The organism is Gordonia sputi NBRC 100414 (assembly GCF_000248055.1).
Classification (GTDB): Bacteria; Actinomycetota; Actinomycetes; order Mycobacteriales; family Mycobacteriaceae; genus Gordonia; species Gordonia sputi.
In genome coordinates this window covers 43,872-60,307 of record NZ_BAFC01000072.1, presented here as the reverse complement: position 1 = coordinate 60,307, position 16,436 = coordinate 43,872, and the positions used below count along the sequence as shown (strand labels likewise).

At 65.9% G+C, this 16,436-nt stretch carries 15 protein-coding genes and 1 pseudogene; 11 read left to right on the top strand and 5 right to left on the bottom strand.

Annotation, left to right across the window (positions count from 1 at the left end; translation table 11 throughout):
- From GOSPT_RS12080 to GOSPT_RS12070, 3 genes are all read right to left on the bottom strand, one after another.
- Positions 1-894 (bottom strand): branched-chain amino acid aminotransferase (locus GOSPT_RS12080; RefSeq protein ID WP_005206473.1); only part of this gene is annotated, 894 nt, incomplete at its 3' end.
- A gap of 246 nt (positions 895-1,140) precedes the next feature.
- Positions 1,141-2,250, bottom strand: coding sequence for a glycine cleavage system aminomethyltransferase GcvT (gene gcvT / locus GOSPT_RS12075; protein WP_005206472.1), 1,110 nt, complete (start codon positions 2,248-2,250; stop codon positions 1,141-1,143).
- Between the two features lie 58 nt (positions 2,251-2,308).
- A complete protein-coding gene (locus GOSPT_RS12070) occupies positions 2,309-2,989 on the bottom strand; it encodes a CHAP domain-containing protein (RefSeq protein WP_082933503.1) in 681 nt (226 codons plus the stop codon).
- Between the two features lie 87 nt (positions 2,990-3,076).
- On the opposite strand from GOSPT_RS12070, the gene GOSPT_RS12065 reads away from it, so the two are divergent.
- From GOSPT_RS12065 to GOSPT_RS12035, 7 genes and pseudogenes are all read left to right on the top strand, one after another.
- On the top strand, positions 3,077-4,651 hold the full coding sequence (locus tag GOSPT_RS12065) for a leucyl aminopeptidase (RefSeq protein ID WP_005206470.1): 1,575 nt from the start codon (positions 3,077-3,079) through the stop codon (positions 4,649-4,651).
- Positions 4,652-4,849: 198 nt separating this feature from the next.
- The gene (gene sucB, locus GOSPT_RS12060) at positions 4,850-6,631 is read left to right on the top strand and encodes a 2-oxoglutarate dehydrogenase, E2 component, dihydrolipoamide succinyltransferase (RefSeq protein WP_005206469.1); all 1,782 of its coding nucleotides are present in this window, start codon (positions 4,850-4,852) and stop codon (positions 6,629-6,631) included.
- A gap of 7 nt (positions 6,632-6,638) precedes the next feature.
- Positions 6,639-7,523, top strand: a complete 885-nt coding sequence (locus GOSPT_RS12055; RefSeq protein WP_005206468.1) for a TIGR01777 family oxidoreductase — start codon at positions 6,639-6,641, stop codon at positions 7,521-7,523.
- 8 nt (positions 7,524-7,531) lie between these two features.
- The gene (lipB, locus tag GOSPT_RS12050; RefSeq protein ID WP_005206467.1) at positions 7,532-8,263 is read left to right on the top strand and encodes a lipoyl(octanoyl) transferase LipB; all 732 of its coding nucleotides are present in this window, start codon (positions 7,532-7,534) and stop codon (positions 8,261-8,263) included.
- On the top strand, positions 8,260-9,297 hold the full coding sequence (gene lipA / locus GOSPT_RS12045) for a lipoyl synthase (protein ID WP_005206466.1): 1,038 nt from the start codon (positions 8,260-8,262) through the stop codon (positions 9,295-9,297). The genes lipB and lipA overlap by 4 nt, the downstream gene beginning before the upstream one ends.
- A 102-nt stretch (positions 9,298-9,399) precedes the next feature.
- On the top strand, positions 9,400-10,143 hold the full coding sequence (locus GOSPT_RS12040) for a DUF4191 domain-containing protein (RefSeq protein ID WP_005206465.1): 744 nt from the start codon (positions 9,400-9,402) through the stop codon (positions 10,141-10,143).
- An 18-nt stretch (positions 10,144-10,161) separates the two neighbouring features.
- A pseudogene (locus GOSPT_RS12035) lies at positions 10,162-10,359 on the top strand (nuclear transport factor 2 family protein); the annotation flags it as partial.
- On the opposite strand, the gene GOSPT_RS12030 reads toward GOSPT_RS12035, so the two are convergent.
- Positions 10,346-10,843 carry an RDD family protein gene (locus tag GOSPT_RS12030; RefSeq protein ID WP_039855816.1) on the bottom strand — a complete coding sequence of 166 codons (498 nt, stop codon included), beginning with the start codon at positions 10,841-10,843 and terminating at the stop codon, positions 10,346-10,348. The pseudogene GOSPT_RS12035 and the gene GOSPT_RS12030 sit on opposite strands and share 14 nt — an antisense overlap.
- A gap of 403 nt (positions 10,844-11,246) precedes the next feature.
- Between GOSPT_RS12030 and glnA the strand changes: the two genes are divergently transcribed.
- The 3 genes from glnA (at position 11,247) to GOSPT_RS12015 (ending at position 13,810) form a co-directional block, all read left to right on the top strand.
- Positions 11,247-12,680 (top strand): type I glutamate--ammonia ligase, encoded by a 1,434-nt coding sequence (gene glnA / locus GOSPT_RS12025; RefSeq protein ID WP_005206462.1) that lies wholly within the window; start codon positions 11,247-11,249, stop codon positions 12,678-12,680.
- A 169-nt stretch (positions 12,681-12,849) separates the two neighbouring features.
- A complete protein-coding gene (locus GOSPT_RS12020) occupies positions 12,850-13,536 on the top strand; it encodes a DUF4189 domain-containing protein (RefSeq protein WP_005206461.1) in 687 nt (228 codons plus the stop codon).
- A gap of 88 nt (positions 13,537-13,624) precedes the next feature.
- Positions 13,625-13,810: a hypothetical protein gene (locus GOSPT_RS12015; RefSeq protein ID WP_049698283.1), complete on the top strand. Its 186-nt coding sequence runs from the start codon at positions 13,625-13,627 to the stop codon at positions 13,808-13,810.
- A gap of 32 nt (positions 13,811-13,842) precedes the next feature.
- On the opposite strand, the gene GOSPT_RS12010 is transcribed toward GOSPT_RS12015, so the two are convergent.
- Positions 13,843-14,682 carry an MFS transporter gene (locus GOSPT_RS12010; protein WP_245548713.1) on the bottom strand — a complete coding sequence of 280 codons (840 nt, stop codon included), beginning with the start codon at positions 14,680-14,682 and terminating at the stop codon, positions 13,843-13,845.
- A 400-nt stretch (positions 14,683-15,082) separates the two neighbouring features.
- Between GOSPT_RS12010 and GOSPT_RS12005 the strand changes: the two genes are divergently transcribed.
- Positions 15,083-16,435: an anaerobic C4-dicarboxylate transporter family protein gene (locus GOSPT_RS12005; protein WP_005206458.1), complete on the top strand. Its 1,353-nt coding sequence runs from the start codon at positions 15,083-15,085 to the stop codon at positions 16,433-16,435.
- Position 16,436 lies beyond the last annotated feature (1 nt).

Genomic DNA, 16,436 nt, shown 5'->3' with positions numbered 1-16,436 from the left:
GCCCTTGCGGAGTTCCTCGGTGGAGATGCGTCGTTCCTCGACGGAGAACCCGGCGTCGATCGCAAGGGTGAGCAGCGATTCACGCGTGATACCCGGCAGCAACGAGCCGGACAGTTCCGGAGTGACCAACCGCGCGTCGGCTCCCGAACCGAACACGAAGAACAGGTTCATGCCGCCCATCTCCTCGATGAAGCGACGCTCCACCGCGTCGAGCCAGACCACCTGGTCGCAGCCCTGCGCGGTGGCCTGCGCCTGCGCCAGGAAGGCCGCGGCGTAGTTGCCGCCGCACTTCGCGGCGCCGGTGCCACCGGGTGCTGCGCGGACGTATTCGGTCGACAGCCACACGCTCACCGGCTTGATCCCGCCGGAGAAGTAGGCGCCCGCGGGCGAGCCGATCACCGAGTAGACGTACTGCGACGACGGAGCGTTGACGCCCAGCCCCGCCTGCGAGGCGAACATGAACGGGCGCAGGTACAGCGATTCCTCGCCACCGGCGGGCGGAACCCATGCGTTGTCGGCGTCCAACAGCGCGCGCAGCGATTCGATGAAGTCGTCGACCGGCAGTGGCGGCATCGCGAGGCGTTCAGCGGAACGCTGCAGCCGCAGGGCGTTGGCCTCCGGACGGAACGCGGCGATCGAACCGTCGGGCTGCCGATACGCCTTCAGACCCTCGAAGACTTCCTGTCCGTAATGCAGAACCATCGCCGACGGATCGAGCGCGATCGGTCCGTAGGGCGTGACCTTCGCGCTGTGCCAACCGCGGTCTACGTCGTAGTCCACCAGCACCATGTTGTCGGTGAAGTACTTGCCGAATCCCGGCGCGGAGAGGATCTCCGCCCGACGGGATTCCGACACCGGATGGGGATGCTCGGTACGGGTGAACTGCAAGGTCATTGGCCTATGGTAACGCCGCGAGGAAAAGCAACCCTCACCGACCACCCACGCTGATCGAGACGCCCCGCCCGCTCATCGAGACGCCCCACCCGCTGATCGAGACGCCCCACCCGCTGATCGAGCTTGTCGAGATCACCCGCTGATCGAGCCCGTCGAGATCGCCCGCTGATCGAGCCTGTCGAGATCACCCGCTGATCGACGCCCCACCGCTGATCGACGCCCCACCGCTGATCGAGCTTGTCGAGATCACACGTGCGACTCGACGAACGGCGGGATCACCACCTCGCAGGTCAGCTCACGCCCGCGGACGTCAATCACGACCTCCGCACCCTTCTTGATGCCCGACGCCGTGTCGATCAGCGCGAGCGCGATGCCCTGCTTGAGGGTCGGAGAGAACGTCCCGGACGTCGTCTCGCCGACAGTCTCGCCACCCGGACCTGCCAGCACCGTCAGCCCCGCGCGCGGAACGCCGCGACCTGTTGCCTTGAGTCCGTAGAGGCGTCGGGCCGGCCCTGCCTCCTTCTCCGCCACGAGGGCGTCGCGACCGAAGAACGCGGGCTTGTCCCACCCGACCGCCCATCCGCTGCGTGCCTGGTTGGGCGTGATCTGCTCGGTGAGTTCGTGACCGTGCAACGCGTAGCCCATCTCGGTGCGCAACGTGTCACGGGCGCCGAGTCCGGCGGGCTGGCCTCCGGCGTTGGTCACCTCGGTGAGCAGAGCGTCGAACACGGGGCCGGCATCGCTCCATCGCGGGAGGATCTCGTACCCACGCTCGCCGGTGTATCCGGTCCGGCACACCCGCACCGGATACGACGCGTCGTCGGTCTTGAGGTCGGCATCCGCGTACGCCATGTACTCCATGTCGGTCGGAAGGCCAACGGCGGCAAGCACATCCGGACTCTTCGGACCCTGGACGGCAAAGACCGCGTAGTCACGATGCGCGTCGGTGATCTCGATTCCGTCGGGCGCGACGGCCTGCAGCGCGGCGACGACCTTCGCGGTGTTCGCGGCGTTGGGAACCAGGAACACTTCGTCGTCGGAGACGAGGTAGGCGATGAGGTCGTCGACCACTCCCCCGGACTCGTTGCAGCACAGGGTGTACTGCGCCTTGCCCGCGTGGATCTTCCCGAGGTCGTTAGTCAGCGTCGAGTTGACGAAATCTGCTGCGCCGGAACCCTTCACGAGCGCCTTGCCGAGATGACTGACATCGAAGATTCCGACGGCCTCGCGGACGGCGTTGTGTTCCGCGACGGTGCCCGCATACGAGACGGGCATGTGCCATCCACCGAATTCGGCGAAGGTGGCACCGAGTGCGTAGTGGCGGTCGGCGATGGGTCCGGCGAGCAATTCGGTCATGCGCGCAGATTACCGATCGACGACGAGCCCGCGCACCTCGCACGACACGACGGCCGACTCAGGGGACGCCGTAACCCTGCACGCCCTCGACCGTCCGCAGATCGAAGTGGTCGACCGTGATCCCCTGCGCTTCGGCGCCGCCCACTGTCGTCACGACGTTGCCGTCACGCGCGACGACGATGTTCGTGTGCTGACGAAAGTGACTGGGCTTGTCGTAGAGCACGATGTCGCCCGCGGCGGGCACCCGCGAGGCCGGACGCCACCGCCCGCTCGCGTGCAGATAATCGGTCAGCGTCGCGACGCCGGGGATTCGCCATGATCCGGAGTTCGGATTGTCAAACGGCACACCGGCTTTGCGCATCACCGTGCTGACGAAGTCGGCGCACCACGATTCGTCGACTCCCTCGGAGTACGTCGTGCCCGCCGCGTTGCGGTCGTACTCGGAGTGCACGACGTCGACGATCCGCGCGCGCACCGGATCCGCTCCGCTGGTGTCGACCGCGGGGAACGCCTGCCGTGACGAACCCACGCCGACCTTCGCGTCGGCACGCGAGAGCGGATCGTCGTCGCCAGAAGCGGCGCGTAGTCCGACCACCGCCCCGGCAGCGATCACCACCACGACCACCGCCCCGGCAGCGATCACCACCACGACCACCGCGACGAACCACCATCGACGACGACGTGTGGCAACCCCGGCCGTCGCGCGCTGCCCGGTGCGCCTCGTCGTACCCACGCTCATCGGGTCACTCTAAGCAGGGTTGCCGGTGTCGGACCCGCTCTGGGGAGATCGTGTCGGTCCGCGGAATGACGTGGCAGAGTTGAGCGGGTGAGTAAGAACGAGAGCGTCGACCGGACACGCGGTCCCAAGATCCAACTGGCAACCTCCCTCGACAAGAACGACGAGGTGCTCGTCATCGGGCTCGTATCACCCGAGAGTCCCAACCCCGAGGACCCGAACTCCAAAAACACAGACTCCAAGGACACGGACTCCGACGCGGCGCCCACCCTGTTCATCGGCGACGGGCTCCTCGACGACGCGCAGGCGTCGGCCGTCAGCGATGCGCTCGTCGCGGTCGGCGCCAGCGGCGCACACGGTGATGTGGCCACCGTTCCCGCACCTGAGTCGCTCGGCGTCGACGCCGTGGTGGCCGTCGGCCTCGGCTCGTCCGACGACGTCGAGAATCCCGAGAAGCTCCGCCAGGCCGCGGGCATCGTGGCCCGTGCACTGAACGGTCGCGAGCGAGTCGCCACCACTCTCGCCGCCGGAGGCATCGAGCCCGTCGCCGAGGGCTTCTTCCTTGGCGCATACCGGTTCGACGAATTCCGTTCCGCCAAAACGCTTCCCACAAAGACTCCGCCGACCACGGTGCGCCTGCTCGTCGAGAACACCGGCAAAACCGCCACCGCGCAACTCGACCACGCCGTCGCCGTCGCTGATGCCACCGCGATCGCCCGCGACTTCGTCAACACCCCGCCGAGCCACCTCTACCCGGAAGAGTTCGCCGAGCGCGCACGCTATCTCGGTAGCAGAGTCGGCTTGAAGGTCGAGATCCTCGACGACACGGAGCTGGAGAAGGGCGGGTACGGCGGCATCATCGGCGTCGGCAAGGGCAGTTCACGCCTGCCGCGACTGGTCCGGCTGACGCACACGGGAAAGAAGGACGCCAAAAAGGTGGCCCTCGTCGGCAAGGGGATCACCTTCGACACCGGCGGCATCTCGATCAAACCCGCAGCCAACATGGATCACATGACCTCCGACATGGGAGGTGCCGCCGCCGTCATCGCGGCCACCATCCTGGCCGCTCGCCTCGACGTCGACGTCTCGGTCACTGCGACCGTGCCGATGGCCGAGAACATGCCGTCGGGTACCGCGCAGCGCCCCGGCGACGTACTCACCCAGTACGGCGGAACCACCGTCGAGGTCTTGAACACTGACGCCGAGGGCCGCCTGGTCCTTGCCGACGCGATCGTGCGCGCATGCGAGGACGAACCCGACTACCTCATCGACACCGCGACGCTCACCGGCGCCCAGATGGTCGCACTCGGGGCACGTACACCGGGTGTGATGGGCACCGAGGAGTTCCGCGACCGCGTCGCCGAACTCTCGCAGGAAGTCGGCGAGAACGCGTGGCCGATGCCGCTCGCCGCGGAGCTACGCACCGACCTGAAGTCGCGAGTGGCCGACCTCGCCAACGTCACCAACCACCGCAACGGCGGCATGCTCGCCGCGGGCCTGTACCTGAAGGAGTTCGTCGCCGACGGCGTGCAGTGGGCCCACATCGACGTCGCCGGACCGGCTTTCAACTCCGGAGCACCGTGGGGTTACACCCCCAAGGGCGGAACCGGCGTCCCGGTCCGCACCATCGCGCGCGTGATCGAGGACATCGCCGAGAACGGCTGAGCGCACCCCTATCCGCCACCGTCCCCGACTCGCCAACGCAGTTGCGTCGACACGCCACATGGCGCGGGCCGGTGGCGGGTAGGGTTTAGCGCGTGGGCATCGGCCACCCGCCGACGCCCGTGTCCCGGAGGCGCACACACCACCGCGACAGACCACACATAACCCAGACACGTATGTCGAGTCGAGGAGTCAACAACGATGGCCTTCTCCGTCCAGATGCCAGCCCTTGGTGAAAGCGTCACCGAAGGAACAGTCACGCGGTGGCTGAAGGAGGAGGGAGACACCGTCGAGGCCGACGAGCCATTGCTCGAAGTCTCCACCGACAAGGTCGACACGGAAATCCCCGCTCCGACATCAGGTGTGCTGACGAAGATCGTCGCCCATGAAGACGACGTCGTCGAGATCGGCGGCGAACTGGCAGTCATCGGCGAAGCGGGCGAAGAAGCACCGTCGGATGATTCCGATTCGTCGGGCGATTCCGATTCGGCTGCCGGCACCGAGCCCGAGCAGGCCGCAGAACCAGAGCAGGAGCCCGAGGCGCCGTCAACCGACGCCGACGCCCCCGCCGAGAAGCCCGTCGCGCAGGCGGCGCCGAGCGGATCGACATCCGGAACCGATGTCCTCATGCCGGAGCTCGGTGAGTCGGTCACCGAAGGCACCGTCACCAACTGGCTCAAGCAGGTCGGCGACGAGGTCGCCGAAGATGAGCCGCTTCTCGAGGTCTCCACCGACAAGGTCGACACCGAGATCCCATCTCCTGTCGCGGGCACACTGATCGAGATCGTCGCCAACGAAGACGATGTCGTCGAGATCGGCGGCAAGCTCGCGGTCATCGGCGACAAGTCCGCGGCCGGCGCAACTCCCGAGCCCGAACCCGAGCCGGAGTCCGAGCCCGCCAAGGCAGAGTCCGAGCCCCAACCGGAGCCAGAGCCCGAAAAGGCTGCTCCGGAACCCGAGCCCGCCAAGGCCAGCACCGCCCCCGCGGCCAAGGAACCCTCCGATCCACCGACCGTCGAATCCACGCCGTACGTGACCCCACTGGTCCGTAATTTGGCCTCCGACAACGACATCGACCTCAACTCCATCAAGGGCACCGGTGTCGGAGGCCGTATCCGCAAGCAGGACGTGCTCGCGGCGGCAGAGGCCAAGAAGGCTCCCGCACCCGCTGCTGCTCCTGCCGCGTCGTCGACGCCGGCTGCTGCCGCGGCGTCGAGCCCGTCGGGCCACGGACCCGAGGTCCGCCCCGAGCTCGCCAAGCTGCGTGGAACCACGCAGAAGATCAACCGCATCCGGCAGATCACGGCGAAGAAGACGCGCGAGTCCCTACAGGAGAGCGCACAGCTGACCCAGGTCTTCGAGATCGACATGTCGAAGGTCGCGACCCTGCGCAAGGCTGCCAAGGAGTCGTTCAAGGCGGCCGAGGGTGTGAACCTCACCTACCTGCCGTTCATCGCGAAGGCCGTCGTCGAGGCGCTCAAGGCGCACCCGAACGTCAACGCGTCGATCGACGAGGAGAAGAAGGAGATCACCTACTACGACAAGGTGCATCTCGGAATCGCCGTCGACACCGAGAACGGACTGCTGTCCCCGGTGATCCACAACGCCGACGACCTCTCGCTCGCCGGTTTGGCGCGTGCCATCGCCGACATCGCGGCACGCGCTCGCTCGAACGGCCTCAAGCCCGACGAGCTCGCGGGTGGCACGTTCACCATCACCAACATCGGCAGCCAGGGCGCGCTCTTCGACACACCGATCCTCGTTCCGCCGCAGGCAGCGATGCTCGGCACGGGCGCGATCGTCAAGCGTCCGGTCGTGATCACCGGCGACGACGGTTCGGAGTCGATCGCGGTCCGCTCGATGTCGTTCTTCCCGCTGACCTACGATCACCGCCTCATCGACGGCGCCGACGCGGGCCGCTTCCTGACGACCATCAAGAAGCGCCTCGAAGAGGGCGAGTTCGCAGCGGAACTCGGGCTGTAAGGCTCGCATGCTGATTGCCGTCGCGGGTTCCCACGGGCTGATCGGTTCGGCTCTGGTCACCTCGCTGACCGATGCCGGCCACACTGTCCGACGCCTGGTTCGTCACGAACCACTGTCCGACGACGAATTCGGTTGGGACCCCGAGACTCTCGGGGTCCCAACCGAAGCCCTCGACGGTGTCGACGCCGTGGTCAGTCTCGGCGGGGTCGGGGTGGGCAACCAGTTGTGGACGGGTCGGTTCAAACAGGAGCTGCGCGACACCCGGATCACTCCGACCGAGGTGATCGCCGAAGCCGTGCGGAAGGCGGGAGTCCCCACCTTTCTCAGCGCCAGTGCGTCGGGCTACTACGGCGACACCGGCGAACACGCGGCGATCGAGTCCGACGGCCCGGGAAGCGGTTTCCTCGCCGACCTCGTCGTCGACTGGGAGGACGCAGCGGTGCGCAACGCGGGCGAGAACACTCGCGTCGTGTTGTTGCGCACAGCTCCGGTGCTCTCCGGCTCCGGCGGGCTGCTCGCCAAGCTGCGGCCTCTGTTCAAACTCGGCCTCGGCGGCACCATCGGGAGTGGGCGCCAATACTTTTCCTGGATCACGCTTGTCGACGAGATCCGCGCCATCGAGTTTCTCCTCTCGTCGACGATCAGTGGACCGGTGAACCTCGCGGCTCCCGGCGCAGTACCGTTCGCCGACTTCGTGTCGGCGTTCGGTCGGGCCGTGCACCGTCCGACACTCGCGCGAGTGCCCGGTTTTGCCGCGAAGTTCGTGGGCGGCGAGATGGCGCAGGAAATGATTCTGTTCAGTCAGCGCGTTGCACCAGGAGTGCTCAGCGACAACGACTTCACCTTCACCCACCCGGACATCGACTCCGGACTGGCCTACGCGAATCGGTAGGGCTCCCCATGCCACGCGAATCCATCCGTACGGATTCTGAGACTCCTTTCGAGGTACGCACCCTCGGCGTCGTCGACTATCAAGACGCGTACGAGACCCAACACGCACTCGCTGCCGAGCGTGCCGACGGCACGCTCGACCACGACCTCCTCCTGTTACTCGAACACCCCTCCACGTACACGGCGGGCAAACGCACTGAGCCGTCCGACCTGCCGACGAACGGCGCGAGCGTCGTCGACGTCGACCGCGGTGGGCGCATCACCTGGCACGGCCCCGGCCAGCTCGTGGGCTACCCGATCGTCGCTCTCGCGCAGCCGCTCGACGTCGTCGACTACGTACGACGCATCGAGTCGGCGCTGATCGCGGTCTGTGCGCGGTTCGGCGTCACCGCCGGACGCGTCGACGGCCGGTCGGGAGTGTGGGTCAGCGACGACGCGGGCGAACGCAAACTCGGCCAGATCGGTATCCGCGTGGCGCGCGGAATCACCCTGCACGGGTTCGCACTCAACGTGAACCCCGACATGAGCGCATTCGACGCCATCGTCCCCTGCGGCATCGCCGACGCCGGCGTCACCTCGCTCGCGCTGGAAGCGGGCCACGAAATCACCGTCGACGAAGTGCTCGTCGACGTCGTCGACGCGGTGCGCTCGGCGTTCGACCACCGCGACGTCGGCGCCGATGTGATCGGTGTAACGGACCCGCAGTCGACCGTCGAGCCGGGCGTAGCATCGGTGCGGTGACCGTGTCTGATTCACAAGCCTCCACACCCACCGCCCCCGACGGCCGCAAGCTGCTGCGTCTCGAGGTCCGCAACGCGCAGACCCCGATCGAACGCAAACCCAAGTGGATCAAGACGCGCGCGACGATGGGCCCCGAATATTCGGAGCTCAAGGGACTCGTGAAACGCGAAGGGCTGCACACGGTCTGCGAAGAAGCGGGATGCCCCAACATCTACGAGTGCTGGGAAGACCGCGAGGCCACCTTCCTGATCGGTGGCGAACAGTGCACCCGACGCTGCGACTTCTGCCAGATCGACACCGGTAAGCCGGCAGAACTCGACCGCGACGAACCCCGCCGCGTTGCCGAGAGTGTGCAGGCGATGGGCCTGCGGTACTCGACGATCACCGGCGTCGCACGCGACGACCTCCCCGACGAGGGCGCCTGGCTCTACGCCGAGACCGTGCGAGCCATCCACCGCCTCAACCCCGGCACCGGCGTCGAGAACCTGATCCCCGATTTCCACGCCAAGCCCGAGCTCCTCGACGAGGTATTCGACGCACGTCCCGAGGTGCTGGCACACAATCTCGAGACCGTCCCCCGCATCTTCAAGCGCATCCGGCCCGCGTTCCGGTACGAGCGCTCCCTCGACGTCCTCACCCAGGCTCGCGATTTCGGGCTCGTCACCAAGTCGAATCTGATCCTCGGCATGGGCGAGACACCCGAAGAGGTCCGCGAGTCCATCGTCGACCTACACGAGGCGGGCTGCGACATCCTCACCATCACGCAGTACCTGCGCCCCTCGCCGCGGCACCATCCCGTCGAGCGGTGGGTGAAGCCGGAGGAGTTCGTCGAGCATTCCGACTTCGCGCGCGAGGTCGGATTCGCCGGTGTGATGGCCGGACCGCTGGTCCGCTCGTCGTACCGCGCCGGGCGACTCTACGCGCAGGCGATGGCTCACCACGGCCGCGAAATCCCCGCCGCGATGGCTCATCTCGCCACCGAGGGGTCGGCGAGCCAGGAAGCGTCGAGCGTCCTCTCCCGCCTCGCGCACTGATTTCCGACGAGCGCCCACCCCGTCGGCGCCGCAAACGCCGACGCCTGAGTGCTCGGCCAACCCCCGGCGTGCCGGTCGGTGGTCGGACGTATCCTAGAGGGCATGGCAAAGGCGTCTGCAGCAAGCAAAGAGGAAAAGGCCGCGGCGAAAAAGGCTCGTCGTAAGGCCTCGCGCGAGCGTTACACGCAGCTCTGGCAGGCGTTCCAGATGCAGCGTAAAGAAGACAAGCGGCTCATCCCGTACATGGTCGGCGTCTTCCTGCTGGTCGTCGCGGTGTTCGTCGTTCTCGGTCTCGTGCTCGGTAGCCCGTGGCTGTTCATCCCGGTCGGCGTCATCCTCGGACTGCTCGCCGCGTTCGTGCTGTTCGGGCGTCGTGTCCAGAAGACCGTGTACACGCGTGCCGAGGGACAACCCGGCGCGGCCGGTTGGGCGTTGGGCAACATGCGCGGACAGTGGCGGGTCAGCCAGGCCGTCGCGGGCACCAGCCATCTCGACGCCGTGCATCGCGTGATCGGCAAGCCCGGCGTGATCCTGGTCGCCGAGGGTTCTCCCACACGGGTGCGCTCGCTGCTGGCACAGGAGAAGAAGAAGGCTGCACGCGTCGTCGGCGACACCCCCATCTATGAGGTGTACGTCGGCAACGACGACGACCAGGTACCGCTTTCCAAGCTCGAACGCCACCTCAACAAGCTGCCCCGCAACATCGACGGCAAGCGCATCGACGCCCTCGAAGGGCGGCTCAGCGCGTTGAGCAGCCGCGGCTCCGGACCCGCGATGCCGAAGGGCCCGCTGCCCGCGAACGCGAAGACGCGCAGCATGCAGCGCACCGCGCGTCGTCGTAGCTGAGGCGGTCCGCACCACCACCATGCACTGCTTTTGGCAAAGGTGTCGGGCAAGACCGTGTCCGGTTGCGACTTCCTCCGCCTCGACGACGACGGCAGAATCGTCGACTTCACGGTGATGGTGCGGCCACTGTCAGCGGCAGTCGCACTGTCCGAGGCGATGGGCGCCCAGTTCGATCGGATTCGCACAGAGGCGACGGCAGAGCTCAGCGGGTCCTGATCATCGCCGTGCCGGTCGCGCGATCATGCAGCGCGCGGCCGTTGTAGTCGTTCATGAGCGCGGGCACGATGAACACGATGAGCACCTGGCGCGCCAGCGCACGGATCGGGCCCACTGCCGCGAAGTGCTCGGAGCCGCTGACCTCCGCGGAGGTGCGATCGGGGCCGTAGTCGACGCGGGCCACCCGTGTACCCACGGCGAATTGCCCCGGCGTGAAGCCGAACAACGTCACCGTGACGACACCGACGACAAACCACACCGCCAGGATGACCGTGCCCATGTCGGGTGAACCGAAGCGGACGAACAACAACGAGAGTCCACCCGCGATCAGCCAGTCGACCATCAATCCGGCGACGCGATGCCAGCCACCCGCGAGCGAACCCGGACCGGTCTCGGGAAGCCCGAGGTCGGCGCCACGGTATTCGACGTCGACGTCCTGGCCGGCCTGCGGCCCCGACAGCCATGATCCGGTAGCGCGACCCATCGCAGGCACCCTCTCTCCTCGTCCGCCGACGGGGTGAACCCCGCCGGAATTTACGCCCGACGAGCGGTGCAGCGCGCTCGTCTCTGCACGTCAGTGTATGCCCCGCACAGGAGGGCACCGGCAGCCCCGCACACGACGGCACCGGCGCTCACCGTCGAGCATCGGTACGCATGGTCGACGAGTGGTCAGATTCACCACGCGCGCAAGGCCGGAATCAGGAATAGTTATGGTGTCCCACGTCCGCGGTGTGTAACACAGGAGAAACACGTCCTTGACGCGCGGGCAACGTCCGATCCATACGGTCTGAGCTGAGATCCGCTGCTGTCTCTCGGTGGCGGACGAGCGTGTCGGGTGACCGTCTCGTGGCCACCCGCCGGCGAAATAGTGAAGGAGTCACCGCACGGTGTACAGCAGCAAAGAAGAACTACTCGAGGGCATCAAGAAGGAAGGTGTCGAGTACGTCGACATCCGATTCTGCGACCTGCCCGGCGTGATGCAGCACTTCTCCATCCCGGCGACGGCGTTCGACGAGAGCGTCTTCGAAGACGGCCTCGCCTTCGACGGTTCGTCTGTCAGTGGATTCCAGTCCATCAACGAGTCGGACATGATGCTGCTGCCCGACCCGGCAACTGCTCAGATCGATCCCTTCCGCAAGGCCAAGACGATGAACGTCAGCTTCTTCGTCCACGACCCGTTCACTCGTGAGGCCTACAGCCGCGACCCGCGTAACGTCGCCCGTAAGGCCGAGGACTACCTGGCCTCCACCGGCATCGCCGACACCTGCTTCTTCGGTGCTGAGGCCGAGTTCTACATCTTCGACGGCGTGTCCTACGGCTCGGAGATGAACGGCACCTACTACGAGGTCGAGTCCGAGTCGGGCTGGTGGAATGCCGGTTCGCCCGTCGACCCCGACGGCTCGCCGAACCTCGGTTACAAGGTGCGCCCCAAGGGCGGCTACTTCCCGGTGGCGCCGTACGACCACTACGTCGACCTGCGCGACGAGATGTCGACCAACCTGACCAACGCGGGCTTCGAGCTCGAGCGTGGCCACCACGAGGTGGGCACCGGCGGCCAGGCCGAGATCAACTACAAGTTCAACACGCTGCTCCACGCAGCCGATGACGTGCTGCTGTTCAAGTACATCATCAAGAACACCGCATGGGCGAACGGCAAGTCGGTCACCTTCATGCCGAAGCCGCTCTTCGGAGACAACGGCTCGGGCATGCACGCTCACCAGTCGCTGTGGAAGGACGGCAAGCCGCTGTTCCACGACGAGGCCGGCTACGCGGGCCTGTCGGATCTGGCTCGCTACTACATCGGCGGCATCCTGCACCACGCTCCGTCGCTGCTGGCGTTCACCAACCCGACCGTCAACTCCTACAAGCGTCTGGTGCCGGGCTACGAGGCTCCGATCAACCTGGTCTACAGCCAGCGCAACCGGTCGGCCTGTGTGCGTATCCCGATCACGGGCAACACCCCGAAGGCCAAGCGCCTCGAGTTCCGCTGCCCCGACAGCTCGGGCAACCCGTACCTCGCCTTCGCCGCGATGATGATGGCCGGACTCGACGGCATCAAGAACAAGATCGAGCCGCACGAGCCCGTCGACAAGGATCTCTACGAGCTTCCTCCGGAGGAGGCCAAGAGCATCCCGCAGGCACCGACCTCGCTGAGCGCCGTCATCGACAAGCTCGAAGAGGATCACGAATACCTCACCGCCGGTGGAGTGTTCACCGAGGACCTGATCGAGACCTGGATCGCGCTCAAGCGTGAGAACGAGATCGAGCCGGTCCAGATCCGCCCGCACCCCTACGAGTTCGCGCTGTACTACGACTGCTGAGTCCCAGCACAACAGCACCGCACACCGCCCGCCCGACGACTCGTCGGGCGGGCGGTGTGCGTCGGGAGTCATCGACTGTGCGTTCTGGCGTCATTCACACGGCCAGACCCCGACGCCGACAACCGAACTCGGCATCGGCGCACGGACGACGCCGTGCAATGCTGTTCGCATGACCTACCCCGGATCGGGACCGAACGGACCGTGGCCGCCGCAAGGTCCTCCTCCCCAGGGCCCACCACCGCAGGGCCCGTATCCGTTCGGTCCCGGTGGTCCGGGAGCCGGAGGATTCGGGGGACCCCCGCAGCCTCCACGGCGCGGGAACGGCACGCTCGTCGCCATTCTCGCGGCCGTGGGTGTGCTGGTGATACTCGCGATCGTTGCGGTGGTCGGCGTGGTGATCTGGGCATCCAATCGCTCCGACGACTCGTCGACCGTCGCGTCGTCGACGAGTACCACGACCACGACGACCGATGACTACAGCGCGCCGACCACCCGCGACTACGATTCGACGGCCAATCCCGTCCTCCCTCCGCCCGCAGCCCCCACCACCACAGCCATCGACTATTACGGCGCCATCGCGGTGTCGACGCAGACCAACCAGATCGGTTATGCCGTCAACTCGCTGACGCGGGCGGACGCCGAGCGTCAAGCTCTCGATCAGTGCGGGGTTTCGAGTTGCCAGGCGGCCATCTGGTGGCGCAACGCCTGCGGCGCCATCGTGCAATCCCAGACCGACCTGTCGTGGGGATGGGCGTGGGCTACAACCGAACAGGCCGCCAGCGACGCAGCCACCACGAGGCTGACGGGTGGTTCGCCGAAGGTGATCTTCAGTCACTGCACCACCAACGCGGGCTAACTCTGCTGCCCTGGTGATGCACTTCACAGCGGGTAATGGGGCCTTCGTACCCTCACACCAAGTGCCAACTACACGTAATCTCTTGGTCATGACCCGCATGCTTTTTGTTGAAGATCTCGTGCCAGGTGACCGCATCAGCATCGACGGGATCAAGGCCGTCGTACGCAAGCAGGTGCCCCACGGCGAGACCCAGCGACTCATCGAACTCGCACACAGCTCCGACAGCCGCACCGACATGATCGTCGACGTCGGCGTCAAGATCGAAGTCTTCTGAGTCACTGCTCCTGAGCTGTCACTGCTCCTGAGTCACCCCACCTGTTCGTTCACGCTCTTGTCGGTGGCCTGCATGTCCGACGTCGTCGTCATGCAGACCACGAGCAGCGCCGTGGCCAGAAGCACTCCGCAGCCAACCCACGCCGCGGCCGACGCCCCATCGACGAAAGCTCCGCGGGCGGCATCGAGCACACTCGATGCCCGGTCCTCGTCGAGATGTCGCGCGGTTGCCGTTGCGCCCGCGAGGCTCGTGCCCGCCTCCCCGACTGCCGGCTGCGCCGGAAAAGCCATGCGATACACCAGGTTCAGCACACTTCCGAGCAGCGCGATACCGACCGCTCCACCGAGTTCGCTCGACGTCTCCAACAGCCCCGACGTCGCACCCGCACGGTCGGCAGGCGCGACACCCATCACGTAGTCGGCGATCAGCGACGATGCCGAAACGATCCCCGTCGCGAGCAACGTCGACCCGATCAGTGCGACGAGAAGCGTGTGCACCCCGAGCAATCCCGCGAGCACCCCGAATCCTGCTGCTCCTGTCAGCAATCCGGCGATCATCACCGTCGGTCTGCCCCATCGCACCGAGGCGACGGCTGCCAGTGGTGCGGCCACAGCGACCAACGCGCTGGGCGCGATACTCCACAGCGCGGCCTTCAGCGGCGAGTAGCCGAGCACCGACTGCAGATACTGCGTCACGATGATCGAGTTCCCGAGCAGCGCGAACATACACACGACGTTGGTCCAGATCGACACAGTGAAGCGCCGATCGTCGAAGAGGTCGAGGTCGATCATCGGGTCGTCGAGCCGTCGTTGACGCGCAACGAAGACCGCACCGAGCGTGAGTCCGACGACGAGTGCGACCGCCCCGTCCACCGACCATCCTTCCGCGGCGAACTCCTTGACCGCACCGGCCTGGTCAGACCTGCCGCGCAATAGGCGTCTTTGTCTGTATGCCAGAAAAGGAAACTCGTGACCGAATCCCGTGGATGGGTCGAGTGCACTCGGCGAATCATTTGAATTAATTCATAAATCCAATCGGCACGAAATACATACGCGCACAACATCGTTGACTCCTGCGACTCGGACAGCCGCGGATTCGTGACCAATTCAATGCGATTCCGCGCCTCGCCAAGGGATCGGCCTATTCCCCATGGCGATTGGTCTTATGGTGTGTGAACAACACAAGATCATGCATCTCGAATTGAGCTCAAGTGGCTCGACTCCAGCCACATACCCATGCCCGCGGCCGTGTGCCCGGCCGGAGGAAACACCCGTGTACGCGCTATACGTCATCGTCCAGATCCTGCTGTTTCTGATCCCTTTGGCACTAGGAGCCAAGTACGGCCCGATGGCGCTCATCGGTATGTCCGGCGTCTCGGTTTTCATCCTCGTCGAGTTCATGCGTCTGCGGCCGGCATCCCCACCGCTGACCGCCATTTTCATTGTGCTGGCGGTTATTTCGGCCAGTGCAGCGATGTCTGCGGCCGGCGGCATGGACTATCTCGTCGGCATCGCCGAGAAGGCGTTGCGGGCCCATCCCACACAGATACCCGTCGTCGGACCGCTGGTGGTGTGGCTGTTCACCGTGCTGTCAGGTACCGGCAACATCGCCTTCGCGCTGATCCCGATCATGTACGAGGTCTCGTACGCGGCCAAGATCCGGCCGGAACGAATCCTCTCGACGGCAACCACCGTCTCCCAACTCGCACTGCTGGCCAGCCCGGTGGCAGCGGTGACGTACATCTTCCTCACACTGACCGAGGGCACGGGCAACACTCTGGGCAAGATTCTGCTCGTCACCGTCCCCAGCACACTCATCGCGACGATCCTGACTTCGTTGCTCATGTCGCGGTGGGGGAAGAATCTCGACGACGACCCGGAGTATCAGCGGCGCTTGGCGGCCGGCGAGGTGGAACCACCCAGGCCGGCCGGCGAGGAGGTCGATCGCGAGCTGCCGCCGCGAGCGGCGTGGAGCGCCTACATCTTCCTGGTCGGCGTGATCATCGGTGTCGTACTGGGACTGTTCCAGTCTCTGCGCCCGCACTACGAGAAGTCGCTGTCCGACGGGACCTTTGAAGAGGCGACCGTGTCGATGACCTTCCTGATCCCGATCATCATGTTCGCCGTCGCCGGTTTGATCATGATCGTCTGCAAGATCAAGACGAAGCGAGTGCTGGAGGAAGACATCATCGGTACCGGCCTGATCGCGGCACTGTTGCTGACCACGGTGCCGGTACTGGCGGGCACCATTTTCAACGACCACACAGACGAGATCGTCTCGTTCGTCAACAGTGCCATCGGGCTGTCCGTCGTGCTCTTCGCCTTCATCCTGTTCGCGTTGACAGCGCTGATCCAGAGTCAGTCGGCAACCGTCGCGATCATCGTCCCGGCGGCACTCACGGCAGGTCTGGGTGTCGGACCTATGGCTGGCATGCTCGGCGCCACGGTCGGCAACAACGTACTCGCGTCGATGAGTGGCCTCGGCCAAGCCTGCATCCTGACCGACAAGACCGGGTCGACCAAGCAGGGCTCATTCCTGATCAACGGCTCGTTCCTGGTGCCGATGCTCTTGTGCGCGGTGTTCTCCGTCGCCGCAGGCCTGCTCATACAAGCAGTGGTGTACTGAC

What these genes read in the sequence shown, in the direction of transcription:
- sucB (WP_005206469.1), top strand. Translation starts at nt 4,850, where the DNA reads ATGGCCTTCTCCGTCCAGATGCCAGCCCTTGGTGAAAGCGTCACCGAA.
- GOSPT_RS12070 (WP_082933503.1), bottom strand. Translation starts at nt 2,989, where the DNA reads ATGAGCGTGGGTACGACGAGGCGCACCGGGCAGCGCGCGACGGCCGGG.
- GOSPT_RS12020 (WP_005206461.1), top strand. Translation starts at nt 12,850, where the DNA reads ATGACCTACCCCGGATCGGGACCGAACGGACCGTGGCCGCCGCAAGGT.
- gcvT (WP_005206472.1), bottom strand. Translation starts at nt 2,250, where the DNA reads ATGACCGAATTGCTCGCCGGACCCATCGCCGACCGCCACTACGCACTC.
- GOSPT_RS12030 (WP_039855816.1), bottom strand. Translation starts at nt 10,843, where the DNA reads ATGGGTCGCGCTACCGGATCATGGCTGTCGGGGCCGCAGGCCGGCCAG.
- lipB (WP_005206467.1), top strand. Translation starts at nt 7,532, where the DNA reads ATGCCACGCGAATCCATCCGTACGGATTCTGAGACTCCTTTCGAGGTA.
- GOSPT_RS12015 (WP_049698283.1), top strand. Translation starts at nt 13,625, where the DNA reads ATGACCCGCATGCTTTTTGTTGAAGATCTCGTGCCAGGTGACCGCATC.
- GOSPT_RS12040 (WP_005206465.1), top strand. Translation starts at nt 9,400, where the DNA reads ATGGCAAAGGCGTCTGCAGCAAGCAAAGAGGAAAAGGCCGCGGCGAAA.
- GOSPT_RS12055 (WP_005206468.1), top strand. Translation starts at nt 6,639, where the DNA reads ATGCTGATTGCCGTCGCGGGTTCCCACGGGCTGATCGGTTCGGCTCTG.